The sequence below is a fragment of the Spirosoma arboris genome (genome assembly GCF_009754945.1).
GTDB classification, from domain to species: Bacteria; Bacteroidota; Bacteroidia; order Cytophagales; family Spirosomataceae; genus Spirosoma; species Spirosoma arboris.
The window spans coordinates 14,428-37,621 of the sequence record NZ_WPIN01000029.1; the positions used below are offsets into that span (position 1 = coordinate 14,428).

Annotated in this window: 26 protein-coding genes; 10 read left to right on the top strand and 16 right to left on the bottom strand. The window is 44.8% G+C overall.

Annotated features, from left to right (window positions below):
* Positions 1–166 precede the first annotated feature (166 nt).
* Entirely contained in the window at positions 167–1,645 is a 1,479-nt protein-coding gene (locus tag GO755_RS38430; protein WP_157590754.1) for a sensor histidine kinase, read from the top strand.
* Between the two features lie 4 nt (positions 1,646–1,649).
* Here the strand turns inward: GO755_RS38430 and GO755_RS38435 are convergent, their stop codons facing one another.
* The 6 genes from GO755_RS38435 to GO755_RS38460 form a co-directional block, all read right to left on the bottom strand.
* Positions 1,650–2,897, bottom strand: a complete 1,248-nt coding sequence (locus tag GO755_RS38435; protein ID WP_157590755.1) for a GAF domain-containing sensor histidine kinase — start codon at positions 2,895–2,897, stop codon at positions 1,650–1,652.
* Between the two features lie 356 nt (positions 2,898–3,253).
* Positions 3,254–3,448: a hypothetical protein gene (locus GO755_RS38440; RefSeq protein ID WP_157590756.1), complete on the bottom strand. Its 195-nt coding sequence runs from the start codon at positions 3,446–3,448 to the stop codon at positions 3,254–3,256.
* A gap of 137 nt (positions 3,449–3,585) precedes the next feature.
* Positions 3,586–4,017 (bottom strand): hypothetical protein, encoded by a 432-nt coding sequence (locus tag GO755_RS38445; RefSeq protein ID WP_157590757.1) that lies wholly within the window; start codon positions 4,015–4,017, stop codon positions 3,586–3,588.
* Between the two features lie 93 nt (positions 4,018–4,110).
* Positions 4,111–4,314 carry a hypothetical protein gene (locus GO755_RS38450; protein ID WP_157590758.1) on the bottom strand — a complete coding sequence of 68 codons (204 nt, stop codon included), beginning with the start codon at positions 4,312–4,314 and terminating at the stop codon, positions 4,111–4,113.
* Positions 4,315–4,338: 24 nt separating this feature from the next.
* The gene (locus GO755_RS38455; protein WP_157590759.1) at positions 4,339–4,719 is read right to left on the bottom strand and encodes a LytTR family DNA-binding domain-containing protein; all 381 of its coding nucleotides are present in this window, start codon (positions 4,717–4,719) and stop codon (positions 4,339–4,341) included.
* 203 nt (positions 4,720–4,922) lie between these two features.
* A complete protein-coding gene (locus GO755_RS38460; RefSeq protein WP_157590760.1) occupies positions 4,923–5,171 on the bottom strand; it encodes a hypothetical protein in 249 nt (82 codons plus the stop codon).
* Between the two features lie 372 nt (positions 5,172–5,543).
* On the opposite strand from GO755_RS38460, the gene GO755_RS38465 reads away from it, so the two are divergent.
* From GO755_RS38465 to GO755_RS38475, 3 genes are all read left to right on the top strand, one after another.
* Positions 5,544–6,131 (top strand): hypothetical protein, encoded by a 588-nt coding sequence (locus GO755_RS38465; RefSeq protein ID WP_157590761.1) that lies wholly within the window; start codon positions 5,544–5,546, stop codon positions 6,129–6,131.
* Positions 6,132–6,261: 130 nt separating this feature from the next.
* Positions 6,262–6,429: a lmo0937 family membrane protein gene (locus GO755_RS38470; protein ID WP_157590762.1), complete on the top strand. Its 168-nt coding sequence runs from the start codon at positions 6,262–6,264 to the stop codon at positions 6,427–6,429.
* A gap of 149 nt (positions 6,430–6,578) precedes the next feature.
* A complete protein-coding gene (locus GO755_RS38475; protein ID WP_157590763.1) occupies positions 6,579–7,706 on the top strand; it encodes a S41 family peptidase in 1,128 nt (375 codons plus the stop codon).
* A gap of 13 nt (positions 7,707–7,719) precedes the next feature.
* On the opposite strand, the gene GO755_RS38480 is transcribed toward GO755_RS38475, so the two are convergent.
* Complete coding sequence (locus tag GO755_RS38480) at positions 7,720–7,866, bottom strand: hypothetical protein (protein WP_157590764.1); 147 nt, start codon at positions 7,864–7,866, stop codon at positions 7,720–7,722.
* Between the two features lie 536 nt (positions 7,867–8,402).
* Here GO755_RS38480 and GO755_RS38485 point away from each other — a divergent pair.
* A complete protein-coding gene (locus tag GO755_RS38485) occupies positions 8,403–8,687 on the top strand; it encodes a hypothetical protein (protein ID WP_157590765.1) in 285 nt (94 codons plus the stop codon).
* 398 nt (positions 8,688–9,085) lie between these two features.
* Complete coding sequence (locus tag GO755_RS38490) at positions 9,086–9,475, top strand: LytR/AlgR family response regulator transcription factor (protein ID WP_157590766.1); 390 nt, start codon at positions 9,086–9,088, stop codon at positions 9,473–9,475.
* A 69-nt stretch (positions 9,476–9,544) separates the two neighbouring features.
* On the opposite strand, the gene GO755_RS38495 is transcribed toward GO755_RS38490, so the two are convergent.
* Positions 9,545–9,700: a hypothetical protein gene (locus tag GO755_RS38495; protein WP_157590767.1), complete on the bottom strand. Its 156-nt coding sequence runs from the start codon at positions 9,698–9,700 to the stop codon at positions 9,545–9,547.
* A gap of 163 nt (positions 9,701–9,863) precedes the next feature.
* Here GO755_RS38495 and GO755_RS38500 point away from each other — a divergent pair, with 163 nt between their 5' ends.
* Complete coding sequence (locus GO755_RS38500; protein WP_157590768.1) at positions 9,864–10,745, top strand: hypothetical protein; 882 nt, start codon at positions 9,864–9,866, stop codon at positions 10,743–10,745.
* A 139-nt stretch (positions 10,746–10,884) separates the two neighbouring features.
* Here GO755_RS38500 and GO755_RS38505 read toward each other — a convergent pair whose 3' ends face one another.
* Complete coding sequence (locus tag GO755_RS38505) at positions 10,885–13,518, bottom strand: GEVED domain-containing protein (RefSeq protein WP_157590769.1); 2,634 nt, start codon at positions 13,516–13,518, stop codon at positions 10,885–10,887.
* Between the two features lie 303 nt (positions 13,519–13,821).
* Here GO755_RS38505 and GO755_RS38510 point away from each other — a divergent pair, with 303 nt between their 5' ends.
* Complete coding sequence (locus tag GO755_RS38510) at positions 13,822–14,103, top strand: hypothetical protein (RefSeq protein WP_157590770.1); 282 nt, start codon at positions 13,822–13,824, stop codon at positions 14,101–14,103.
* A gap of 247 nt (positions 14,104–14,350) precedes the next feature.
* Here the strand turns inward: GO755_RS38510 and GO755_RS38515 are convergent, their stop codons facing one another.
* The 6 genes from GO755_RS38515 to GO755_RS38540 form a co-directional block, all read right to left on the bottom strand.
* A complete protein-coding gene (locus GO755_RS38515; RefSeq protein ID WP_157590771.1) occupies positions 14,351–14,857 on the bottom strand; it encodes a hypothetical protein in 507 nt (168 codons plus the stop codon).
* A gap of 457 nt (positions 14,858–15,314) precedes the next feature.
* Positions 15,315–16,094, bottom strand: coding sequence for a hypothetical protein (locus tag GO755_RS38520; protein ID WP_157590772.1), 780 nt, complete (start codon positions 16,092–16,094; stop codon positions 15,315–15,317).
* A gap of 235 nt (positions 16,095–16,329) precedes the next feature.
* Positions 16,330–18,480 carry a sensor histidine kinase gene (locus GO755_RS38525; RefSeq protein WP_227687268.1) on the bottom strand — a complete coding sequence of 717 codons (2,151 nt, stop codon included), beginning with the start codon at positions 18,478–18,480 and terminating at the stop codon, positions 16,330–16,332.
* Between the two features lie 39 nt (positions 18,481–18,519).
* Entirely contained in the window at positions 18,520–19,230 is a 711-nt protein-coding gene (locus GO755_RS38530) for a hypothetical protein (RefSeq protein ID WP_157590773.1), read from the bottom strand.
* A gap of 195 nt (positions 19,231–19,425) precedes the next feature.
* Complete coding sequence (locus GO755_RS38535) at positions 19,426–20,277, bottom strand: T9SS type A sorting domain-containing protein (protein ID WP_157590774.1); 852 nt, start codon at positions 20,275–20,277, stop codon at positions 19,426–19,428.
* A 106-nt stretch (positions 20,278–20,383) separates the two neighbouring features.
* Positions 20,384–20,986 carry an Hcp family type VI secretion system effector gene (locus GO755_RS38540; RefSeq protein WP_157590775.1) on the bottom strand — a complete coding sequence of 201 codons (603 nt, stop codon included), beginning with the start codon at positions 20,984–20,986 and terminating at the stop codon, positions 20,384–20,386.
* A 627-nt stretch (positions 20,987–21,613) separates the two neighbouring features.
* Between GO755_RS38540 and GO755_RS38545 the strand changes: the two genes are divergently transcribed.
* Both GO755_RS38545 and GO755_RS38550 read left to right on the top strand, forming a co-directional pair.
* Complete coding sequence (locus GO755_RS38545) at positions 21,614–21,928, top strand: hypothetical protein (protein WP_157590776.1); 315 nt, start codon at positions 21,614–21,616, stop codon at positions 21,926–21,928.
* Positions 21,929–22,098: 170 nt separating this feature from the next.
* Positions 22,099–22,425 (top strand): hypothetical protein, encoded by a 327-nt coding sequence (locus tag GO755_RS38550; protein WP_157590777.1) that lies wholly within the window; start codon positions 22,099–22,101, stop codon positions 22,423–22,425.
* Positions 22,426–22,648: 223 nt separating this feature from the next.
* On the opposite strand, the gene GO755_RS38555 is transcribed toward GO755_RS38550, so the two are convergent.
* Positions 22,649–23,161, bottom strand: coding sequence for a hypothetical protein (locus GO755_RS38555; protein ID WP_157590778.1), 513 nt, complete (start codon positions 23,159–23,161; stop codon positions 22,649–22,651).
* Positions 23,162–23,194: the final 33 nt, after the last annotated feature.

A 23,194-nucleotide genomic window follows, 5' to 3' on the forward strand; every position in this document is an offset into this window, starting at 1 on the left:
TAAACCTTATTCAATTGACAATGCTTGTTAATCGAATAAACGAAACAATGGTTATCTGTTCCTGCCGTTTAACGAAGTAGATTTACGTCGAAAGATACTCCCTTACAAAAGCCTTACTAGCCGGCTCTGAAGCTGGCTAATTGACCGTTATGTCTACTGCTCCGTTATGAACCCATTGCGCCTTACTATTTTGCTAATAGGCACTTTCGGACTTATTAGTATACTGCTTAGTCTGACCGCTAACTTGTCTTGGCGAAGTAATCAACAACAACGAAAGCTAAATGAACAGGTACGCCACACGTATGAGATTATCTCTAAAGTAGAACAGGTTGCGGCATTGTCCCGAGACATTCAGACAGACGCCCGTAATTATGAACTGACGGGGAGGAAGGATTTCTTATTGACTTATCAACAAGCCAGGCAGCAACTGCCTACCCAACTACAACAGCTTGATCAGGCACTTAGTCACGAACCTAAGGAACAGGCTTTATTTCGGCAATTGAGGCAATTTATTGGCCAACGTATGCAGGTTAGTGAGCGCCTGTTTGCCAAACGGCATCAACAAACGCCGAGCCCTACGTCAGAAGAACTGCTGGCAGAAGGTCGCGAATTGCTGGCGCAAATGCGGCCACTCGTTAGTCGATTGATTGAGCATCAGCGAACGCTTGCTATCTGGCGTCGGGGGAAAGCCCAAAATGCTTACGAGGTAACTCAGCGATGGATTATCCTGTCGAGTATTGTCTCTATAACCGTAATTGCCCTTGTTTTCTGGATACTCTTCCGGCAATTGCTTCGTCGCATTCAGAATGAAACGAAACTGGCTCAGTATGAGACTGAATTGCAAAATCAACTGCGTCAGCAACAAGCGCATAATCAGGCGCTGGACCAACTCAATCAGCAACTAACACGGTCGAATGAGAATCTGCAACAGTTCGCTTACATTGCTTCGCACGATTTACAGGAGCCCCTACGCAAAATTCATCAATTCAGTGATCTGTTGAAGACCCGTTATGCAGCTCCATCGGGTGAGGAACTAAATTACCTGAACCGAATGCAGCTAGCGGCCAGCCGAATGTCGCTCCTGATAAAAGATTTGCTAACATTCTCCCGCATTTCAACCAGTCCAGCGCCAGACGTTTCTGTATCACTTCAACAGGTCATAAACGATGCGATCGATAATTTATCGGTTACCATTGGCGAAACACAGGCTCAGATTCAAGTAGGGATTTTACCTACTGTGCAGGGTGATCCTTCTCAATTAGGCCAGCTCTTCCAGAACTTGCTTTCTAATGCCATTAAGTTCAGTCGTAAAGATCAGTCGGGCCAGCAGATAGCTCCACAGATTACTATTCAGGCGACCAACTTATTGGCCAACGAGTTGCCTGTGACGGTAAAGCCAGTTCAGTCAACTGAGGCTTATTATTACATAAAGGTGATAGACAACGGAATTGGTTTTGATGAGAAGTATACCGATCGCATTTTTCAGGTATTCCAGCGACTACATGGAAAGGGTGAGTTTGCCGGAACAGGTGTGGGCCTGGCAATTTGTCAGAAAGTAGTGACCAATCATGGAGGAGCTATCACGGCTACCAGTAAGCCTGGTGAGGGAGCTACCTTCAGTGTGTATTTGCCCATAGCAGCCTAAAGGCTTACTGTACGCCAATCGGAAGCTGAATGGTCATAGTTGTACCCTGGCCTATTTCTGATTTGGCCTCGATGCGTCCAGAATGATTGCGAACAATTTTGCGACAGTAGGCCAGACCAATGCCCTCACCAGCTCGAATCTGATTCGTTGAAGGCACTTGAGAAAACATATTAAAGATCTTTTCAAGCTGGGATTTTTCAATGCCGATCCCATTGTCGATTAGCCGAATTTCAATAAAACTCGGTTCGTTTCCTGCCAGATGGCCCGATTTCGATGAGGGTAATTCGTTCGCTGTGATCTCAATTCGTAGATCTACATCTTTTTTCGCAAACTTAACCGCATTGTGAAGTAAGTGATAAAAAAGCTGTTCCATCTGAAAACGGTCGGCCTGTATAGAGGGTAGCGTATCTATATGAAACGTGGCTTTGCTTGCCGTCAGTTGTGGCTTTAGCTGAACGCGTACGTCTTCGATTAGTTGTCCCAAATTAACGGTTTCAACAACAGTATTCTCGGCGTTTACCTCCGTAAAGCTGGATACATCTTTTATCATCATGGACAGGCGCTGCGCACTGGAACTGATTCGTGCGGCAACAATCTTAGCCTGACCAAGATCATTCTTTTCCGTGGCATCGATCAACATACCACTAAAGACCCGAATTTTTCGAAGTGGTTCCTGAAGGTTATGATTGGAAATATGTCGATACTGCCGATTTTCATCAAGTGAGTTCGATAATTGCTGATGTACCGTTTCCAGAGAAGCCTGACTTTGCTCTAATAATTCGATTTGTTGCAAATGAAACGCAATCAATTCTACAAACAAGGTGAACATACCAATCACCTTTGAATTATTGAGTAGGGCCGGTCTGGGGTCAATAGCGCAGAGCGTCCCGAAAAAGTCTCCGTTTTTCAGAATAATAGGAACAGAAATATAACTCTGAAATCCGTACATGGCAGGCGTGGGATGATTGCAGTAAAATTCGCTGGTCTCCACATGATCGATAATGACGGCTTGATGCGTATCCCTGATCTGATCACAAATAGTGGTTTCTACTTTTAACTCCCCACCGGGCTTTAGACCAAACTGAATCTCATCGCGCACACTACAGGCAATCCATCGGTCCTGCGTGACACGGGCAATGGCCGCAAATCCCATTCCGGTTGTTTGGCACACAACATCAAGTAAGGTGGATATAATCGGGATTTGCCCTACCCGTTCAATATCATTAACTAAAGCGGTGTCTGTATAGATCATTTTATCGAACGGCCTGCTTATCAAAGATACTGATTAAGCTATCGGTATCTTCTGTTTCGCTCTACTTTGGTAGTAATTAGACTCTTTCTGAAATCTGATCGAACTCAGATATGACTTAATAGAGCACGTGATCTAACCAGTAATCAAACGGTGTGAACTAATCTGCCATAGTCGTTGGCAGCTCAAGATTGAGCAAAATTTATTTATTTCTCTTTCTGAAAAGCAGCCAGAATACTACCCCCAGTCCGATTGCAAGTAAGAGAGGCAACACAAAGTTTCCTTTGTAAACTACACCGTAGTAATCGCCTGGCTGATCTTGTTGTATGCTGATTTTCATGAGGCTAGATCGACTTTTGTTAATTTGTGCCTGATTGCACCGAGTTTATTCTCGCTTTCTCGACTGCCTTGCGTGTTGAATCCTGCCTCAGCCGGTTGGTTTCCGAGATCGAATAATTGTTCATGTCTTCCAGCACTAAAGCAGCTACATAAATCAGGGCAATCACCAAAATGTAGCGCAGAACATCCCACTCCTTGACATTATCCTCTTGCATCTAGCCAGTTGTTTTGGTGTAGAATACTAAACTACCAGGAATTGATTCTAAAGGCAAATGCCAGCTAACCGGTTCATTACAAACTGCTCTCCAAAATTCGGAAAAGCGCAATGTCGACTTTAGTAAAGGCTAAAACGCTATCTTTTTCCTACAGAAGTAATCGTCTGCGTAAAGTTGTTCGCAGGGCTTATTATGGTTTGTGAGAAAGAAAAACCCGTCAGCGAAAGATACCCGCTACTTAGGCTGGTTGCTTTTGGATCATTGGCCGGTAAAGAAGGTATTAACGTAAAATTGGTTCCGCCATTAACCGACTCGCCAAGAATAATCATCCGTGCTGTATCAGCATAGATAATTAAGCGCTTTGGGTCGCCATAAGGTTCAGGCCCTATTGACTCATACCCGCCCCCAATAATCGTTTTGGGAGCAGCCCCGCCAATAATTGTCGTTTTGGTATACTGTCCACTATAAAACCCTAAATAAGGCGACGAATAGGATGAAGGCGCAACATCTTTCTTGCCTGAACAACTGGCCAATAGCAGTACTAACAAAAGAAGTCGATAGGAGCTCATGGAACTAGTGATAAGGGTGTTAACCTAAAGGCTAATACAAGTCAAGTCTAATCAGTACCTGCACTTGTTGCCTGATCCAGCCTGAACGGATTACTAGATAGTTCGGCTTCTAAGGAAGCGAAATCCTGCATAGGAATACAATAAAATCCCCCCTGTATCGCGAATGGCCTCATTATGATCTCTGGCGAAGATTCCTGTCCTGTAGTCCTGAATCCAGTCAATCAACGCCCAGCAATAGATAGCAAAGCCTAGCAGGCCAGCCAGCAAAAATGCGATAATGAGCAATGAATTCTTCATAACGTTCTCTTTAAAGGAATACACCTACCAGCTAGCCATTAATGCATCGGTTTCTAAACTTATTCCACTGATTTTCGCTAATACCGGCTCAATTCGTCTACGGGAAACCTTTGATTTGTAGTTATTCAGTAAACAAATCTCCAGCTGACTAGCATCAAAGAGATCGATCGATTGAATGAATAGTGGGTTAATCAGCTCTGATTTATGAACTCGAACAAAGCCAGGTAAATGGGTCTCAAACCATTTGAGTGTCAGTGCGATTAGTACGGGAGCTGCCTGAGTAGAAAGATATAGCCAGGTGTAATTACCATCACCCTGCAAGCGGATAATGGCTTTTACTGAAAAGGGTTTTCCAAGACCAGGCAATTTGATAAAATCGGGCCCACTATTGACAAAATCATTCATTTAGAAAGCAGTTAAAGTGATTAGGTGGATTATATCAGACTTCTCCTCGTCAGGTCACGATCCGACCGCCAGGAAATACCTATAAATTCAGTTGATAAATAAGAGGCACACTTTATCACAGAAACAGCTAACCTGTTCACTATGAACCAATACGAGCCATAAACGAATCGTTTGTCGTTCGTTTGCGCTTTAGCCAAAGCGTGTTATAAAAGAAACTGAGAGAATCCTAAATAGAGAGGAGAAACACTCTGATTGCCTGTATAGAGAGTGTGGGAAGTGAGGCTGTAATACCTGGAACGGTGGAGCTGTAGAGCAGAATTTGCAAAAATGAGTAGAAAAGGGTCAAGGGCAATTGGGTCGAAAGATGGCTCACCGAGGAAAGCCGTTTTAGCTGAGCGTCGCTGTCGATCAGTCAGGAAAGCATTTTTTAAAGCTGCAAGAATAGGGTTCATGGTAACTAATTTAAATGGTTAATATCGACCAGTTTTTAGGTGAGTGTGGAGTAAACACCGATACCATGCGAAAAGGCAAGCATCGTTGGTTGGCTATATACGCTTAAACGAGTACCCTATAAAAATGTTTAACGCTCTACAATGGCTGACTTAGTAAGTATTGAACGCTTTCAATAGCCGCCAGCCATGCATAATACAAGCAGAGAATTCAGCTCTATAATGTCACTATATTTTAAATTTTGTGTCTGAAAAAGGCAGTTGATAAAGTTTACAGGCTTCCTTCCACTTAAAACAGATCCCATTTTAACAAATCGACCCGGGCCAAGTTGTGATGGACAGTTTCTCACCTTTACTTAAAATTTATCAACGATTATGAGACCATTTTCCAGACTTCTACTGGCAACGCTTTTGAGCACGATTATCTTTTCATCCTGTAGCCGCCCTGTGGCTTATTTCCAGCCCACGGCTCGCCAGCAGTTTACCTCTACCCAGTCAATTGTTTCAGTCAAGCCAACTGAAGCCAGTGCGTCCGATCTGATCGAAACCGAACCTGCTGTAGCAGTTTCTCCATCTGAACCGATCATACAAACCAAACAGGCTATTAGTCAGGTAGAAACCTATGTACGCAACGATAGTAAACTGGCGTCAAATAAAAAGTTAGCCAAACGCATAGCCAGAGTAAATGAATTACTCTCGGCCCCAAAGACTCAGGAGGCTTTGGCTACCAAAACCACGACTACCAAAACAACTCTTGCTCAGCGCCTTATGCTCAAGCAGGTAGATAAAAAAATAAAGAATCATTTGTCGCCTGAGAAGCCTATGGCTAAGTCGGTTCTGACCATTGGCCTGATCATCGGTATTATTGGTCTGATACTTCTCCTGCTTAATGTCGCTTCTCCTTTGGGGATTATCGCCCTGCTTGTGGGACTTGTCCTTATCCTGGTCGATTTGATACGGTAGCTTACCATAGCTGGTAGTCTAGCTTATTGACCGATGCGGATAGCTTTGAATTAGATCTATCAACTCACTTTTCCAATTTTTAAATAAGGGCGAAAGTCCACTAGTTTTTCAACTTTAAACGAATATTGACATGGGCAATCTATTGTACACCATCGCAGTGATATTAATTATTATCTGGCTGCTAGGCTTCTTAGGTGTTTTAGGCGCTGGCATGGCTGGCAGTGGTTTAATTCACATCTTACTGGTAATTGCTGTTATTGCTATTATTCTTCGATTAATTCAGGGCCGAAGTGTTTAATAGGCAATAGCGCTTGTAACGCTCAAAAAAAACGACCACTGGCAACTACGTCGCCAGTGGTCGTTTTTTTTGAGCGATTTTATAGTTTAGTTTTAAATTTGAGTTAAGCATCTAACCGAAAATTGGTAAAAATCGACAATTACTGATCTATGCCTAAACCCGTTAGCGTTTTCCTAATCCTATTCATCTGCTTATTGACTGAGTTGTGTCTTGCTCAAGTGAGACAAAAACCAAGTCAACCCATATCGTCAACCTGCTCCTGTTCTGCAATTCTTGACGAAACGATTGATAAGATTAGCCGGATTTATGCGGGCTTCCAGGATAAGGTCAATCTTCAAACCCAGGCGCAGTACAATCAACTCGTTCAAACCGTTCGGAAACAAGCTCGACAAGCTGACTCACAAACCACCTGTCGGGATGTGCTAAAAGCATATACGAGCTTTTTTAAGGATAGCCATGTCTTTGTCATCTGGCGCCAATCGGCCTCTCAGCGTACCGTATATGCCGAGGCAGTTAAAAACCGCTCGGATCTGGTCGAATTTAAACAACTCAATCAGGACTATCTCTATGTCAAACTATCGCTATTCAATCAACGGGAGGTTGATCGATTAGACAGTTTACTGAGAGCCAATCAGGACTTGATAGCCAAAACACCGAATCTGATTTTTGATCTTCGGGGCAATGGAGGAGGCAACGCCAGTACGACCGATGAAATGATTAAACTCATTTACACCAATCCCATTGTATATCCAGCCTGGGATTACCGGTCGAGCCCCGAACGAATCCAGGCCACATTAGATGAACTGGCGGGATATCAGAAAGATACCGTGGCGAATGCTTTTTTCTATCAGCGAGCCAAACAATTACTAAAAGACATGCTGGCCAATCCAGGTGGATTGGTGCGGGAAGGAGAAGCCTTAACGCGTACTGCCGATGTAGACCCGGCGGCCAACCCCCGGCGAGTTGCGTTTTTAATTGATAAAGGCTGTGGCAGTTCGACTGAATTTTTTGTCTTCGAGGGTAAACAGAGTAAGAAAGTGACGCTGTTTGGTACCAATACGTTTGGGGTCATGGATTACGGCAGTGACCAAAACTTTAATTTATGCGATGGTACCTTCAACTTAGCCGTCCCATGGGGGCGTAATGGTTGGGTGCGCCAGTATCGAATCGATACGATAGGTTTTGCTCCAGATGTTCGAATTCCGGCAGGAGAGAAAGATTGGGTTGCCTTTGTGCAACGCTACTACCAAAAGTCCGATGCTACGCTAAGGAAGTAACGGATCTTTTTTCTTAAAAACTATCTCTTCGTGAGCTATCGGGCACGGCGACAATCTTGCCATCTGCTCCCCGTTTTACCCGAATGCCAATAGGCTGCTTCCTGGATTGGCTGTTGCATGCCAGCAGGGTTAATAACAATAAAAGTGCTGTTGCTTTCATGGGGTTAAGTTACGCAAAACGTCGATATCAAAGCCACGAAGATGGATCGGAAATGGATGCACCGGAGTGATAACTAAACGGCCTGAGTTTGGTTGACACAGTTACTAAAAAAATGCCGACTCGATCCGAGTCGGCATTTCATTATTATCCACACCACTATGTACTGCTTAGGCACATAGCTACTTTAAACGTAAAAGGGCAAAGTCTCACGGTTATACTAATCCAGACCTTTTAGGTCCATGGGTAATGTGGATTAGAATACGAAAACACCTGCCTTACTGGGAATAGCCTTGTTTGACCCTATTTTAGTAGTATTGAAAGGCGGATGGGAATAATCAGACTAGTTTTATAACGTTATTCATTCAGTCATTACTAAAGGAAGCATAAACAATGATCCGATCTTGCTTTTTAAGTGGCAAAATAAACTGACTATTAGGTAAGTATCTTTGTATTAGTAGAGTAAATTTACTAGTACTTAAGGTAAGTATAAATGCTTAAAATAGGTATATTAGCTTTGTTATTCACCGTAACAACATATGAAAGCATCCATGCCTAAAAGCTCCTTGCCGAGCTTTGAATATCGTCTGATGGAAGGACTTCACAAAGCCATACCTGGCGCATTGGCCTTCATTGAAGTTGACAATCCATCGTTTCAGGGGCGCCTTATCACGATCTGCGATGAAGCGGCTGACATTACCATTCAGCATAAACTTCTCGATACTGAAGTTAATGAGTGGAGGGGCGATTCCGAACAGTTATATATATCGCTGCTAATTGAGGAGTTGAAAGTTGCCTTCAACGCGAGAAAAAAAGCACTCTAAAGCTGCGCACTTTATCCACTATCCCCAGGTACTCACAATGAGTGAGCATCAGCAGGACTCAGTGTAGTCTTGTATAGTAAAAACGGGAAAAAGACGGTATGTAATGGGGTGTTTTTCCCCTATTCTGGAAGGGGAAATGTCTCGATTATTGATACCGCTTTTACAATCTATCCATGCAAGAACTATAAGTTATCTGAACCCATAGCTAAAGAAGGCTTCTTCGCTCAATCTGAGCAAAAGCAGCCTGAAAGTACCTTTTGACATTCGTTACGTTTTATTGCTTTTGGGCTCAAAAGTGCTTTACATAAAGCGCTGTATTTCACAAGTAGCATAAGCCTGACTATGTCTGGGCTTAGCTACGGGGAGATATGAGTTGGTCTCTCCAGCTACTTGTTTCTATGATTTATTATTTAAAACATCAACCAGCAGAGGTGGTTGATCTGCTAGCCTGGCCCCCGCTTCGGGTCTATAACAATGCCACGGGCGCACAATGGCTATCGATAGCTGACTTAATATATTTAGAAGGAGTAGCCAATTATACCTGGCTACACTGGGCAGATGGTCGGCGAGTGCTAATTCCTTATACGTTAAAACGATTGGAATCCCAATTGCCTGACGCCTGGTTTCTACGGCTGCACCGGCAGTATCTAGTCAACCGTCAGTTTATTGAGCGGGTAGAATTGACGATAGATAAGCCACAGATTCAGTTGATTACGGGCCTGTATTTACCTATTTCCCGGCGTCGCTGGGTATTACTTCGTCAGCATCTTTGCCTTCAGAAGCCATAGGTGATCCAGTCACTGGTTTTTATCTACTCCTTACGGATAGCTAGCTACCCTTTAGCGAACTATTAAGATTTATTTCTTTTCCAGCAATTGCTTCACCAGCTTCGCTAACTCGTCGAGCCTTGCCTGTTGCTTGTCAAGTTGGTTTTGCCTGGTCTGGTCAGCCTTTTCTAATTGGATACTATACAAGGTCAATTCCTCGACCTGCTCTAGCAGCATAGCATTCATTTTTACTAAATCGACCCCATTGAAAACTACTTTCCAAATCTCACTTACCTTTCTATCGCTCAGCCTATAAACAGGTATAGTGGAAATAGTCGAGCCGTATCGCCGAAATCTCCAGACAATCCATTAGCTGTAAATAGTCATAATATCTTATCACCCTAACGACATGAACACAACACGTTTACTTCAGGGCTTGGGCAGCCTGCTACTTTTTATTAGTTTTTTCGGCTGCACCGACCATCGAATTCCCTCGGTTACACCAGGAGCGACCCGACTACGGGTTAAAACAATAACTCAGGAGGGGTCAAATGGTACCTCAAAGGTGAGTGCATTTAAATACGACGCGCAAGGACGACTTAGTCTGATTATTGGGTATCAGACACCCGACAGTAGCACAGCATCACTAGAAAATACAATTTTTCAATATGATGCCCAAAATCGGCTCACGCAAGCTCAGCACTCGCAAATCCGACCTGGATCGTATACTGAAACCTACACCTTTACGTACAATGGAGCAGGTCAGGTGTCGGGATTGCGTAACATGCCGTCTACATTTGGTGTAGGCATCCAGTACAACTCCGCTAATCAGCCATCGACATATACTAAAGGAATTAACGTAGGTGGTCTTCTGTCCAGCGGAAGTGGTTCGTTCACCTTTACCGGGAATAACGTAACTGCATCCTCTGACCTATTTACCGTAACCCGTTTAGGGGAGCCTTCATCCGCTCCAAAGTACGGCTGGTCGGCAAACACCACCTTTACATACGATGATAAAATAAATCCGTTTTATGGTGTATTTATCATTCCCGCGCCGGGCGTGTTTCTACCTTCTGCCGGTGTGGGATCGTTTGGTCCTTTCTACACGTATTACGGAGGAATAGATAATAAGCTTAACTTTAGCCAGAACAACGTAGCCTCAGCTACAGATGGGGGAGTCGTCACTCTATACTCGTACACCTACAACGCTGCTGATCTACCAACCAAGCGTGTGACGGCGCGTGGTAATAGTGTCGTGGAAACTTTATACTTCGAGTACGAAAACTATTAGGGGATACTTGGTGGGAGTGCTATTAGTCAGATAACTAAATGAAAATAATAAAGCCCCAACCGTGAGGAAGGGGCTTTTGGTTGTTTAATTCAGATACTCAATGAATAACTGACATAGCAAGCGGAGTGTGCAAATGGCTTTATAACCCACTAATAATACGGGCGTACACATTGTTGGACAAATTGCCGTCGTAAGTCATTGTCAAATCATCCTTCACATTCACCGTGATGTTAGCCGCACTGCCCGAATTAGCCGTTGTTCGGGTAATGCTGAACCCTAAACTAGCCTCTCGACCCGCACCAATGAACACGCCACCATTCATCGTCAGCGTTAGTTGTCGATCCGATACATTATTAGTCTGAGTCCAGTGAGTATTATCGACTGGTACCAGGTTGCCTGAACCTCCCGACACACTAGTACTGACGAGCGCGGGAGCAAACGCAAGCGTGTAACCTATGGGGGCTGTCACGGTGATGGTTACATTCCCCGAGGAAGTAGGCAGTCCTCCTACTTCAAATATATTCACAATGAAATTATTGACCGTCCCTACCTTGGCAAAGTTGGCCTGGGGTAGATCAAGCGTAAGGGTTAAATCGGCACCCGTAACAGGAATACTGGCGGTGGCAGTACAACCAGCAGGATTGGTAAGGGTGACCGAATAGACGCCACTTGCCGTAACGGAGATGACTGGCGTAGTTTCGCCGGTAGACCAAATCAGTATACCCGAACCTGTTGCAGACAAACTGGCCGTTGGACTGGCTTGTGTTAATGTGGCACTGGTAGGACTCACACTCAAGGTAGGCGCAGTCAGGCAATTGATAGTCACCGTCGCCGTTCCACTGACCGTACCCTGACCACAACTATTGGCTACATTCCCAAGGGTATAAGTTGTACTTACGCCTGGGCTCACTGTGAAATTAAAGGGGGATGCCGCAATACCCGAAAAGGTAATTGGTGGACCATTACTGCCATTTACCGTTAAGGAGTAGGGGGCCGTACCGGTTAGGCTGACCGAGAGTGTAGTTGTTTGCCCTGTTGAAATGGAAGTTGCACCACTTAGGCTGGCAATTGGTGCAATACATGGTTGATTGACAATTAGTGTATACTCCTCAGTTTCTCCATAGTCATAAATTCCGCATGGATCGGAGGGAATAGCATTGTAAGCACTAATAACACGCATCGTAATTGCACTGGCTGTGGTGCTTAGTGGAATGGCCAGACTGCCCGAAAACGTACTCACTATATTGGACTCTGGCGTTTGATATAACAGTTCACTGTCGTCAAACGAACCGTTATTATCCAGATCAACCCAAATAGCACCTCCCATGGGAAATGTAGCTGTTCCTTTGGTTACGGTAAAAGTTGCCGATTGCCCAGCCGTAACAGTCCCACTAACAGCGGTAAATGACGTAAAAGAACCATTGGGACTTGGTGAGCAGCCTGAATTCTGACTTAGATCTGTTCCATTAACGGCCACGCCTGTTATAGTAATATTATATTGACAGCCATCATTTGTAAAAGTAGGAATGCAATTTGGTGCTATAGCGGTAGCTGTAGGGCTAATGCTAGCATCTGTCGAATTGGAAGCCTTAATTCGATAGTAATAGGTAGTTTGGGGTGTAAAGAATGCATCTGTAAATGTCTTTACATCAGGACCAACACCACCTATTGGTAGAAATCCCGTTGTAGGGTTGGTAGAGCGTTCGATGAAATACCCCATTTCAGTACTGGAATTATCCTGCCAGGTAATAACCACACCACCTCTACTCATTGTGGCAACTACAGCTGAAGGAGCAGCCATGACTGTTGAGGGCGCATCGAGCGTATAAGATGTGTGAGTTTGGCGTAAGGCCAGCCCTGCCTGGATACGGTCGTACTGCCCAGGGGTGAAATCATGGCTGCATGGAAAATAATAGGACATAATATTGGTAGGCGAAGGCTGATACTTATTGCCTTGACCATCAACAAACGAACACGTATAGGTAGCCGGGCATCCAGATACACAGGCATCGGTTGCCTTTGTAAAGGCTGCGTAGGGGTCGGCAGGTGTATCACAGACCCTATCGCCTGCAGTGGTGCAATTGGCTCCAGCTCCACGTGTCACTAATTCATAGCCGTAAGCTGACTCAAAGGTGTGTAGCAGATTAAATGTATGACCTAGCTCATGCGGTACCAGTCGATTACCCATATCAAGATCATCACCTTCATCCAGAATAATAGTACGGGTAGACGCTACATTATCAGCGGGGAATTGGGCATAACCGCCCAAACCAGCATTGTTGAATGCGTGAACATAATACTGGTTCAAGGCATTATTCACATCGTACGGAGCTACCGTACGATCATCCGTATTTTGCAGATACTGATTATACAACCTGGTATTGTCTATATAATCAGGAGTAGTACCAGCGAAATAAAATTGGATACCACTTCCATTCTGGAGATAATACTTGTTGGTGAGCGCCAATACATTGTTGAGACTGGCCATCGAATAGCCACCTGTGCCATCCGATTTGCGGATAATATGCGGCCTGATTGGGACATACGTAATCGTAGACGTAAAGCCAGGGGCTTTTAAGCTAAGTGCTTTGGCTGCTGCAACTTCCAGAGCCTGCCGATCGGCAGGCGATATGCTTTCTGTGCCACATTGGGCGCCATGCCGCTCAATTGATTGAGCAGATACTGCTCGTGGCAAAGCGAACGCCAAACCAATAAGCAGATACAGAAATAGTCTAGCTGAATAGCTAGACTGCGTTGGGTAAATAACAGACATAGATTAAGAGGGCTAAGTTTTGCGTCCTGAAAATACGTACATATATTCAGTAAATTAGTTCTTGCTTTACTGAGTGGTTAATTCGTAGTTAAAAGGCACAGGACTAATCTGGCAGAAAAGTGTAAACTGCGAGTCAGATCAGAGAAATCGGTGCGTAGTTAAGAGTGCGAATCCTGATCAAATGAAAAGAGAAGGCCAGGCTTAAATCTATTATGTTGTAAAAACTGATAAAATGAAAACAAAAATGATTAATAAATTGTATTTATAGTAACATTTGTTTTCCATTTCGTCTATATTAGGCGCATGAAAACAGCGCTACTACCACCCTCCGACCGACAAATTCATATCACCATTGAGGCCATTAAGAATCGCCTGAAACACCCAGCCATGAACAAGCCTGCAAACCGAGCGCTGAAAGAGGGCTATTCGGAAATGATTAACATTCTAAAAGAACGACGCGAGACGTATACTGGCATTAATCGACTCTGTGCGCTAAGAGCTCAGGCTATTGCCATGCTGGGGGTAGACTACATTGTCGGCCATTGCAGCGATCGGTCGCTATTAGATTTGCCAATAAAAGAATAAACGCCGGAAGCAGGAGCAGGCTCAATTGAAGCAGATGTTGCAGCAGCTATTGAATTATATATAATGCTTGTTGCTCATTGGTGTACGTGGGCTCATGCTCATTTACGGTATAGAAAAATATAAATGCCGACCCGGATCGAGTCGGCATTGTTTGCAAAATCAGCCGATACCTAAACAGGTGACGACTATAGAAATCAGGCACTAATTAAAATGACCCCTCCCAGATTGGTAGTAGAGAGTCAACAGGTTAAAAGGTATCTACTCGTTGGGGGTCTTTTTGTACTTTATAACGAATAACCCCGTGTAAGACAGGCCTTAATTTATGAGCCAGTCCGTCCAAATACATGAAACCCGCTTTGGCTAAAGTGCTTTTCCCTGTATGATAGCGAATGGGAGTTATGTTACGCTCACTCGATCCGCTACTGTCTATTTCAGAAGAGAGATGCATTCGGCCAGTTAATTTGACCAGACCACCTATGACGGAAACTTGACCCATGAAAAAAGCCCCCTGACTGCTTAGCGATGGATTTCCTTTCGTACTAATCAACATCCCATCGCTGGCGAGCGAAAATAATATGGAATGTTCAGTCAAGACTTGACTAATAGCCTGGTAAGCCTGCTTATCGGCCAGGTCTGTGGTAATGAAAATTACATTGGCATCCTCAAAAGGAAGTGGCTGACCCATGGAGGGGGTAAGAGAGAAACTGGTTAGGATTAGCCAGTAACCGAGCTGACTGCGTAGGGTGTTTTTCATTGCTTGCTTATGGATTAGGTTGATTTGCCTATACACGCAACTAACAGACAGCCTTTCTTGTGGACAGTTCTCCATTTCAGAAACAGAAAAATCGCCAAAGTGCAGGCTAAACTATCTATTGTATTACGTGTAGCCAATTTCGCATACAATATACTTACAGTCAAATAGTTATAGCAATAAAATGTAAAAATAAATCTATTGGAATGCCAATGGCGCGACTAAGTATAACTAGCCGCTGTCACCCTGCCCAGAACTATCCTGAAGCCTAAGAATGAGATAGTAAAAGCAGGCCGTGTCGCTTTCAAGGATTCAGGGCAAAACGACTTCTGGTAGATAATTAGTTGCATTGTTCGATGAGGTAATCACATTCCGATTCAATGCTCTATGTTTCTGTAATTCAGTTGATTAGTTGAGTACTTGAGTAGGTATGCAATTGCCGTAGTCCATCTGCAACTAGCTAATAAGCTTCATATTCGTAAATAAACTCGTATCCTCCGTTGCGTTGGGTGACTTTGACTAATAAACCATTGGAATCGTATGTATTGATTTCGCTGTCATTCAGTACATTATTTTTGCTGAATGTCTTCCAGTCAGGATCAAGATAATAGCCAAATAAGAACCTGTAGAACGGATTTGGTTTATCATCGTATTGATACGTGGCTACAGAGTTACTTTTATCGTAGGTCGTGGTCTGGGTTCTTATTCTCACTTTTTGTTGCACAATATTACCTCCCTGATAGGTATACTCTTGAATAGTTGAATCCCTTGCCATACCTAATCGGCCAGACAGGGATAACATTCGAATGGGGACGGGGTCCGTCGAGTTACTATAGGTCAAGTGATCTTCCTGGGTTAAGGATTCATAACCGGGAACGGATATGTAGGCGTACTTAGCGGAGAGCCGGCCAGTTGTATCGAAATAAAGTATGTATTTATTACTACCCGTGTTTGTGGTTGCTTTAATTACCCTTCCTTTTTGGTCATAATCGTAAAGAAATCCAACCGTCACAGGAGCAGGTATACCATCTGTCGTATGACTGACAGCCGAGTCTATCCAGCCGTTACGGTTATAGGTATAGATGGTTTCGACGGGAAGGGAGCCAGACTTAGGATAGAATTTAGTTACCTTTTTAATTCGAAACTTCTGCTGAACTACTGGATTATCAGGCCGTTGGCAGGCAAAAAACAACACAGGAATGCTGAAAAAGCAAATCCAGATAGACAACTTAAGCTTCATTATAGAAAAGATGATTGGAAAGCATCTGTTTCTGATAGATCGGCGAAGTAAAAAAAAGGTAAGTCTATTGGGTAGAATAATTCATACTCCTGTTCCACGGTCAGTTAATAGTTGGGCAGATTGCGGCTATACAGGGTTAATTTTTACTTAGGATGCTTTCTTTTAAAGGCTGGGTAATGGACAGGGAATCAGAATAAGTAGACTACATAAATGAGGTCGCTCTCAAATCAGTCAATCACGAAGAGATAACAACTGGTTTAGTTATGGGTAGCTCAATTCTAAACTCGGTTCCCTCTCCTTGATGACTGTCCACCAGCAGGGTACCACCATGACCCTTCGTAATAATATCATAGCTTAGAGATAAGCCTAGCCCGGTTCCCTCCCCGGTAGGCTTAGTGGTGAAAAAAGGCTGAAAGATCTTCGCCTTCACCGACTTTGGAATACCCGTACCGTTGTCCCGTACTCGGATGATCTCCTGCCCTGACACCTGGCTTGTGCTAACCCAAACTGTCGGTTTATAATCCGCATTATGGTTTTGGCTGGCTCGCTGCGCAACCGCATAAAAGGCATTGTTGTACAGATTTAGCAATACCCGTCCAATCTCCTGGGGAGCCACTTCGACAGGCTCCAACGCCGGATCAAACTCAGTGATCAACTCGCAATTGAAACCAACCTTGTCCTTGGCTTTTAGACCATAATAAGCAATCTGGAAGTACTCATCGGCTAAGGCATTCAGATCGGTAGGTCGTTTCTCGCCCGATTCTGTACGACTGTGCTCCAGCATACCTTTGACGATGCTACTGGCTCGATTGCCGTGATGGTTTATTTTTTGGAGATTGCTGGTGAGGTCATCGGCAATGGCCATCACTTCATCGGTGTTACCCGCCTGAGCTTCTTGCTTTAATTCGTCAATGAGTTCGGTAGACACCTCCGAGAAGTTATTGACGAAGTTGAGCGGATTTTGAATCTCATGGGCAATGCCCGCTGTCAACTCGCCTAAGCTGGCCAGTTTTTCCTTCTGGATGAGTTGAGTTTGAGACGCTTTGAGTTCGGCGGTACGGGCTTCTACCTGCGCTTCGAGCCGTTCATTCTGCGTGGCTAAAAGCTGATTTTTTTCTTCCGTTACCTGCAAAACGGCGGTGGCCTGTTGTTGAATTTCCGTCAACGTTTCTTTGAAGCGAAGCGCAATATAGACCAGAAAAGCTACCGGTAACGACAGAGCAATGCCGGTAAAGTTTAAATAGAAATCGAAGTCAGTTTTCCTGAATACCGAAATAGCGTAGAGAATCGAAAACACATTTGAGCTGATCAGGCCTGAAACAATAGCCCACTGCGCGCCTTTTAGTCGCTTCCAGTAATAAATTATCAGAGAAACGTAAAAGAGTTGTTGCAGGATATTGGCAATAGAAATAACCGTATCACCGCCTACCTGATCGCCAATAACCGTTGCTGAGAACGCGATTAGAATACTGATACTAAGCCACTGATACTTAATTCGGTAGCCGAATAAATTCAGTGAAACCATAATTGCAAAGAAAAGAGTCTGCCACAGACAAAAATGCATAACGAATCGACTTCCATAATACACGGCAAACGAAGGATCGCTGATGGCTGTGAATCGGCATAAATTAGAAATAGCGCCAAACGTCCAAAGAATTGCCAATAGTCTGATCGTTTTTTTTTCGTAAAGATTTTGTCCGGAAAGCAGCCAAAAAAATAAGGTTATGAACACAGATACCGAACTCCAGAGTGTAATATAGGCTGCGTATTTACTCGTTTTTTTGATTAACGCATTCGTGTAGGCCGATTTCGTTAACTGAAGACAATTTGCCAGACTGCCCTCAACTTGTGACTTTAGTCTTTTTTGAAAAAAATAAGGTAAGGGACAGGTATAATCGACTATATGCAAGGCAATCAAATACTCTTTGCCCGCTTCAATTGGTATGTCAATCGGTGGTTGATAGGGGAATCTGTTCTCAGTATAGGGCGCACCTTCGCTGCCTGTCCGACCAAAGGAGGCCACCAACTGACCATTTATATAGACCTCTGTGGCCGCCCAGGTGCCGTTTTGTAACCCCATCGACATCCGATTGAACGATGAATCGAGCCGGATCTTCAGCCGGAACCAGCCCTCGACCCGTCCGTTTTGATCGGCATCATCGACCGACAAATCACTCGGCTTTCGCCCAACCCAGGCCGTTGCATCGACAGCCTGTCCGGCCCAGGCCGGATTATGCCCCGAATGATAGACCCAGCCTGATTCAGTCGCGAGCGGGATCTGGTGATTGGGTGAAAACATGCTCGTGCCGAGTTTCAGTGTCGTGTCCTGCGCGCGCACAGCCGCCAGGCTTACATACAGTATGAGGAAGAGCAAACCTAATTTCATCGGCCAGGCTATTTACGTGTGCTGAAACGGTACGGTAGTTTAGCTACCTGATGCTGAATCGTGAGCATTCGGATTCCACAGGGGAATCGTCTTGGTGTCAAGCATAATTTCACGGCCCAGCCATCCAGTGAGCAGCGACACATCCAACTTTTCCGAAAAATCGAGGGGTGCATAGCTGTTGTCGACATACGCCTGAGTAAGTAAGCCAAGGGCTTTGTAGGTATGCGCCACTAATTGGCTACAGAAAAAAGTATTATCCGTAACCGGCAGATTCTTGAACCGACCGATTATGAAGTTCATCATTTCTTCCATGCCTGGGCCGCCTTCTTGCGGAAAATTGGCTGAATGAGTTTCCTTAATAACTGCCTCTAGGATGGCTATCTGGTGTTGTGTAATTGGCTGGGGCAGATACAGTTTCCGGGCAGCTACGTCGCTGTCATATTTCACCGATGTGTTGTAGACGATCCGGTCATACAGTCGGGTTAGTTGAGGCCCCTGTTTGGAAACGTTCAGGATTACGTCGTCAATGGGGTCCTGTGTATTACTTTCCCACAGTAGTCGGGTTTCTGGGTGAATGCCCGGAAGGTTCAGGTCGCCCGCTACAACGACAATGGCACTGTGAGACCAATTGGCACCTTCGACGGTTTCAACTGCCAAGCTACTGGCGTGCAGCCCGTGCATCAGGAGGATGTCAAATGTCTGGAGAGAATTTAGAAAATCGCTAAATGGGAGTGGTCGTTTGGTAAACATATTCGTTATATAGTTTAAGAGTTGATTACATACTTATTGAAAAAGTGACCATTGGTAATCGTCCGGCATATCAAAGGTCGGACTCATTGTGAAGAAGCATTGTCACATTTGGGCCAAAGGCTGATACGTTTGGGACAGGGAGTTTTGCCATTCAGGTAAGTTGCAATGAATTTTTGTCCCCTTCACCAGCATTGGTCAGGGCTGCACCAGGAAGGCAGTCGTTGCTGGCTGTTCGTTGATAACGACCCGCACATAGTATCGGCCCGGTGTTAGGGCCATCGTTGTTGGCAGTGCAAAACGCCCTAAGCCATCTAACTCCATGCGCGGATTCTGGAATAAGGTTCGCCCTTGTCCATCATAGAACATGACCGACACGGCTTCGCCTGATTGGCCAGCTACTTCAAATTGTAGACTGGTAACAGTCCCCGGATTGGGGAAGGCTTTGACGCTCGGCCGAAACTCCACACCCCGGATGGCTACTGAGGGACTGTATACTGGCTGCCCTACGGCGTTGACCCAACTAAGTCGGTAATAGCTGAGACCAGTGTGTGTGTTGTTGTCCAGGTGCTGACCCTGTGTTCCTGCAGCGGGGCTGGTGGGTAGCCAGTTCACCGGCTCAAAGCCCGCGTTTGAGTCAAACGACCGTTCGATAACCATCGACGCATTGCTCAGCTTATTGGCACGTGCCCAGGTAAGCTGTATTTGTCGTTCGTCCTGGCGCACGCCTTGCAACGTAGGTGTTTGCTGGGCAACCGCGACCATACGACTGGCTTTACAAAATCGACTGGCAACGGTAAGGGCTATACGTCGATCTTGATTGAGGTTTTGCCAATCGGGAATCAGCATCGCCTGGTAGTAGCCGGGTCGGGTCATGGCCACTAACTGCTCGGCTCGTTGCTTAACACTGGCGACCGAAGAAGTCTGTGACGATGTTGACTGAGCCCGTAGCGTACCAAGTCCCAATAGAACCCAACTCAGGGCGGCTAAGCTGAACCATTGGTGGCTCCTGCCGGTGGGGAAGCTAATGCATTTACAGGGAGTGGACATGGAAAATTCTAAATCTAAGAGTGTGTTAGGAAGGTATGTTTGGCAGTACCGCCGGTGCAACCCGTTGCGTACAAAGTTGACGCAGCTCGCGACCTTTCTTAATTCCCTATTTGAGTGGCACGCTGGGATTTATATCCTTGGTATTAGTAAGCCGGCTCCAGCCAGCTATGTTCTGCGACTTAATCGTACCATTGTCGTCCAGACTATTAGTGGTAAGTACATAGGCACCATAGTCAAAACTAATGCTCTCGGCTACAGAATCACAGTTAGCTGAACTGACCGCCATGGTTTTAACGAGGGCTTGTTTAAAGGTGATTTTGTTGATGACAACTTTGGGGCCCTGTGAAGATTTGATTAAAACAAAATCAACAAGCGGAAACGAACTTCCACTGGCCATAGCTTGAAAGAGCGGCCCCGAAGCCTCATTAACCTGTTTAGTGATCACCAGCGGGTTGAAGGTAATTTTTCCGGCACCGGTTGAACCACCCGAAACCGAGTTATTGGTCTGCGCAAAATCAAATTGAATACTCGATACCTGTATATATCCAGTTAGGTCAACTGTGCCCTTATAATCCTGTACGTTATTCAGTTTGGACGGAGAATTTCCAGTTACGGTCGTGATTTTCATATAAATGTCAATCTGAGCCTTTAACGCTAGTGGACTACAAATGGCGAGGAAAGCGAAGAGGAAGCGAAACCAGGTTTTCATAAAAAGTGGAAGGTTAGGCAGCCGTAACTGCTTGAATTTTTATTGATTAGTACTGAGACAAAGGTCGCTGGCCACGTTGACTGGGGCTGTCAAAGTTGAGTCATTTGCTAGCAAGTTTGGGACAACGGACTTAACCTTTATCTCTTACTAGATTGCGCACTGTGGAGGTAATTCGCACGTATATAAGACATGCCGCAGAAGAGATGGTTAAGCACATTTACAACCTATCCATCTGGCTCTCAAGTCTCTAAACACCCACATTTATGGGGAAAGTATGCCCCCTTTTCCACATTCAGCAGGGAGTGGCAAAGGCAATGTAAAATACGTAAATGGTTTACTATCAGGGAAATTGTAAACCATTTGGCAAATTGGCACAGTTTACGCTATATAGGAATCAACAAACGGATTCGCTAGTTGCCAGCAAGTAAAGGCAGCGTATTTATAGATTATCTACTCAACGTTAAGAAAACTGAAAAGAAAGAAGCTCGGTATTTGCCGGGCTTCTTTCGCTTTGTGTTCTACTTCGAACCAGCCAATCGCTTCGGTATCGCACCGACGACCTGGTTAGAGGGCTCTTTTTCAACCATTAACCTTATTTGCGAGTCTTGACAGAAAGACCGATTACTGATGAAAAAGCTAAGCGCTATCACCTGCTTACTTAGTATTATTATGGGATGCCATTCCAATTCGGTCCTCCCTGATCAGCCAGTGAAAGCTACTCTATTGGGTATCGTACCCGTTCCGCTCAATGGGGAATGCTATGCCTTGCAGCTACAAATTGGTGAGTACCGGTACGCTACTAACCCGGCAGACTTTCCCTCAAGTATACCCTATACAGTACCTGGCACAATCGTTTATATCACCTACCAGGCCGATACAACTTGTGCCCAATTTGGTGGTGACAGGCGCTACTTGATTCGAGTAACATCGGCTCATCAATAGACTAAGCCAAGCGCAATTAAATTATCTAAGGAAAAACGCCTTTCTTGCTTTACTGTCCAAGGGCTTCCGGGAGAGGACTTGTTAGTAATTTATCGGAATGCCCACTCTTTCAGGGCAAGGTAATTAGATTTATACAGGGAAGAGTCTATGACAGACGAGAGAATTACTTTATGAACAACTTAGTCGCTTGGGTTACGGACAAATGGGTGATGAATAGTTCCACAAAGGGCCATGGGTTCGTGGTTTGGTACTATGTGGCTAGATACATCCATGTCGAGGAGCTACACATCAGACTTCGCTTTTACGAGTCTACTTTTCAGCGCGAGCACAACCCGTCTATATCCAAAGCTGATATAGAATTTAGAATTAGAATGGGTATACTGGGTGAGCGAGGTAGCTATCAATTATTTGAGAAAGAAGAAAATGGACTAAAGCCTATTCGCTCCTTCACGAATGAGATTGACCTGCTTATTCATTTAGATACGGCTGAAAGATGAGTAGTGTCCCACCTGCTTTGCAAAAAAAGTAAGACAAGTGCCTCATCCTGAGTAAGAGCAAGTCATGGTGCCCATAGGGGTAAACCCCGCAGGTCGACACCCTATGATAAACAGCTTCATTATTTCTTTTTCGCCAGCGCAACTAATTTTCTGAGCGGATAGGCCACATTAAGACTCCATACCCGGTTATATACCTTTTCGTCAGGGTTATGGGGGTTGATATTTACCAGGCCAAGCTGTAGGTCAGGTAACCAAAAGGTTCCAGATAATTCATGCGAGTCGTTGATCCTGTACCGCCCGACCCTTTACCAATAAGCTGAGCCCCATAGAGGAACCCAAGGTGGCTTGGCGATGACCGCTTGGCGATTGATGGCCCTGGTAGGGTATCGTTAGCAGCTACTAAGGTGGCTAGGTTAGCGGGACGGTAGTGTCTGGAAGCGAATGCCCCATACTTGGCTAAAACACGGTTTATTCCATCCTTGTCGTGATTGGAGATGGCTAAATTAAGGGCATTCAAATCTTCGGTATTACTATTAAATTTAGCAAGTCTGGTCGTCTCGGTTATCCGCTGTTCGGCAAGCTCCAGGGAAGCTGACACCATTGGGAAACTATCCATTTGTTGAGTAGCGTACTCCTCTGGCGAGCAACTGGCTAGGCTTCCCAGCAGGGGCATTAAAGCTAGCCAAAAGAGGTTTTTGCAGTAGACAGTACCAGACTGTCGAAAAGAAAATTTCATGACTGTAATGGGCATTGGTTCGATATGTCAAAA

What these genes read in the sequence shown, in the direction of transcription:
- GO755_RS38430 (WP_157590754.1), top strand. Translation starts at nt 167, where the DNA reads ATGAACCCATTGCGCCTTACTATTTTGCTAATAGGCACTTTCGGACTT.
- GO755_RS38435 (WP_157590755.1), bottom strand. Translation starts at nt 2,897, where the DNA reads ATGATCTATACAGACACCGCTTTAGTTAATGATATTGAACGGGTAGGG.
- GO755_RS38440 (WP_157590756.1), bottom strand. Translation starts at nt 3,448, where the DNA reads ATGCAAGAGGATAATGTCAAGGAGTGGGATGTTCTGCGCTACATTTTG.
- GO755_RS38445 (WP_157590757.1), bottom strand. Translation starts at nt 4,017, where the DNA reads ATGAGCTCCTATCGACTTCTTTTGTTAGTACTGCTATTGGCCAGTTGT.
- GO755_RS38450 (WP_157590758.1), bottom strand. Translation starts at nt 4,314, where the DNA reads ATGAAGAATTCATTGCTCATTATCGCATTTTTGCTGGCTGGCCTGCTA.
- GO755_RS38455 (WP_157590759.1), bottom strand. Translation starts at nt 4,719, where the DNA reads ATGAATGATTTTGTCAATAGTGGGCCCGATTTTATCAAATTGCCTGGT.
- GO755_RS38460 (WP_157590760.1), bottom strand. Translation starts at nt 5,171, where the DNA reads ATGAACCCTATTCTTGCAGCTTTAAAAAATGCTTTCCTGACTGATCGA.
- GO755_RS38465 (WP_157590761.1), top strand. Translation starts at nt 5,544, where the DNA reads ATGAGACCATTTTCCAGACTTCTACTGGCAACGCTTTTGAGCACGATT.
- GO755_RS38470 (WP_157590762.1), top strand. Translation starts at nt 6,262, where the DNA reads ATGGGCAATCTATTGTACACCATCGCAGTGATATTAATTATTATCTGG.
- GO755_RS38475 (WP_157590763.1), top strand. Translation starts at nt 6,579, where the DNA reads ATGCCTAAACCCGTTAGCGTTTTCCTAATCCTATTCATCTGCTTATTG.
- GO755_RS38480 (WP_157590764.1), bottom strand. Translation starts at nt 7,866, where the DNA reads ATGAAAGCAACAGCACTTTTATTGTTATTAACCCTGCTGGCATGCAAC.
- GO755_RS38485 (WP_157590765.1), top strand. Translation starts at nt 8,403, where the DNA reads ATGAAAGCATCCATGCCTAAAAGCTCCTTGCCGAGCTTTGAATATCGT.
- GO755_RS38490 (WP_157590766.1), top strand. Translation starts at nt 9,086, where the DNA reads ATGATTTATTATTTAAAACATCAACCAGCAGAGGTGGTTGATCTGCTA.
- GO755_RS38495 (WP_157590767.1), bottom strand. Translation starts at nt 9,700, where the DNA reads ATGAATGCTATGCTGCTAGAGCAGGTCGAGGAATTGACCTTGTATAGT.
- GO755_RS38500 (WP_157590768.1), top strand. Translation starts at nt 9,864, where the DNA reads ATGAACACAACACGTTTACTTCAGGGCTTGGGCAGCCTGCTACTTTTT.
- GO755_RS38505 (WP_157590769.1), bottom strand. Translation starts at nt 13,518, where the DNA reads ATGTCTGTTATTTACCCAACGCAGTCTAGCTATTCAGCTAGACTATTT.
- GO755_RS38510 (WP_157590770.1), top strand. Translation starts at nt 13,822, where the DNA reads ATGAAAACAGCGCTACTACCACCCTCCGACCGACAAATTCATATCACC.
- GO755_RS38515 (WP_157590771.1), bottom strand. Translation starts at nt 14,857, where the DNA reads ATGAAAAACACCCTACGCAGTCAGCTCGGTTACTGGCTAATCCTAACC.
- GO755_RS38520 (WP_157590772.1), bottom strand. Translation starts at nt 16,094, where the DNA reads ATGAAGCTTAAGTTGTCTATCTGGATTTGCTTTTTCAGCATTCCTGTG.
- GO755_RS38525 (WP_227687268.1), bottom strand. Translation starts at nt 18,480, where the DNA reads ATGAAATTAGGTTTGCTCTTCCTCATACTGTATGTAAGCCTGGCGGCT.
- GO755_RS38530 (WP_157590773.1), bottom strand. Translation starts at nt 19,230, where the DNA reads ATGTTTACCAAACGACCACTCCCATTTAGCGATTTTCTAAATTCTCTC.
- GO755_RS38535 (WP_157590774.1), bottom strand. Translation starts at nt 20,277, where the DNA reads ATGTCCACTCCCTGTAAATGCATTAGCTTCCCCACCGGCAGGAGCCAC.
- GO755_RS38540 (WP_157590775.1), bottom strand. Translation starts at nt 20,986, where the DNA reads ATGAAAACCTGGTTTCGCTTCCTCTTCGCTTTCCTCGCCATTTGTAGT.
- GO755_RS38545 (WP_157590776.1), top strand. Translation starts at nt 21,614, where the DNA reads ATGAAAAAGCTAAGCGCTATCACCTGCTTACTTAGTATTATTATGGGA.
- GO755_RS38550 (WP_157590777.1), top strand. Translation starts at nt 22,099, where the DNA reads ATGAACAACTTAGTCGCTTGGGTTACGGACAAATGGGTGATGAATAGT.
- GO755_RS38555 (WP_157590778.1), bottom strand. Translation starts at nt 23,161, where the DNA reads ATGAAATTTTCTTTTCGACAGTCTGGTACTGTCTACTGCAAAAACCTC.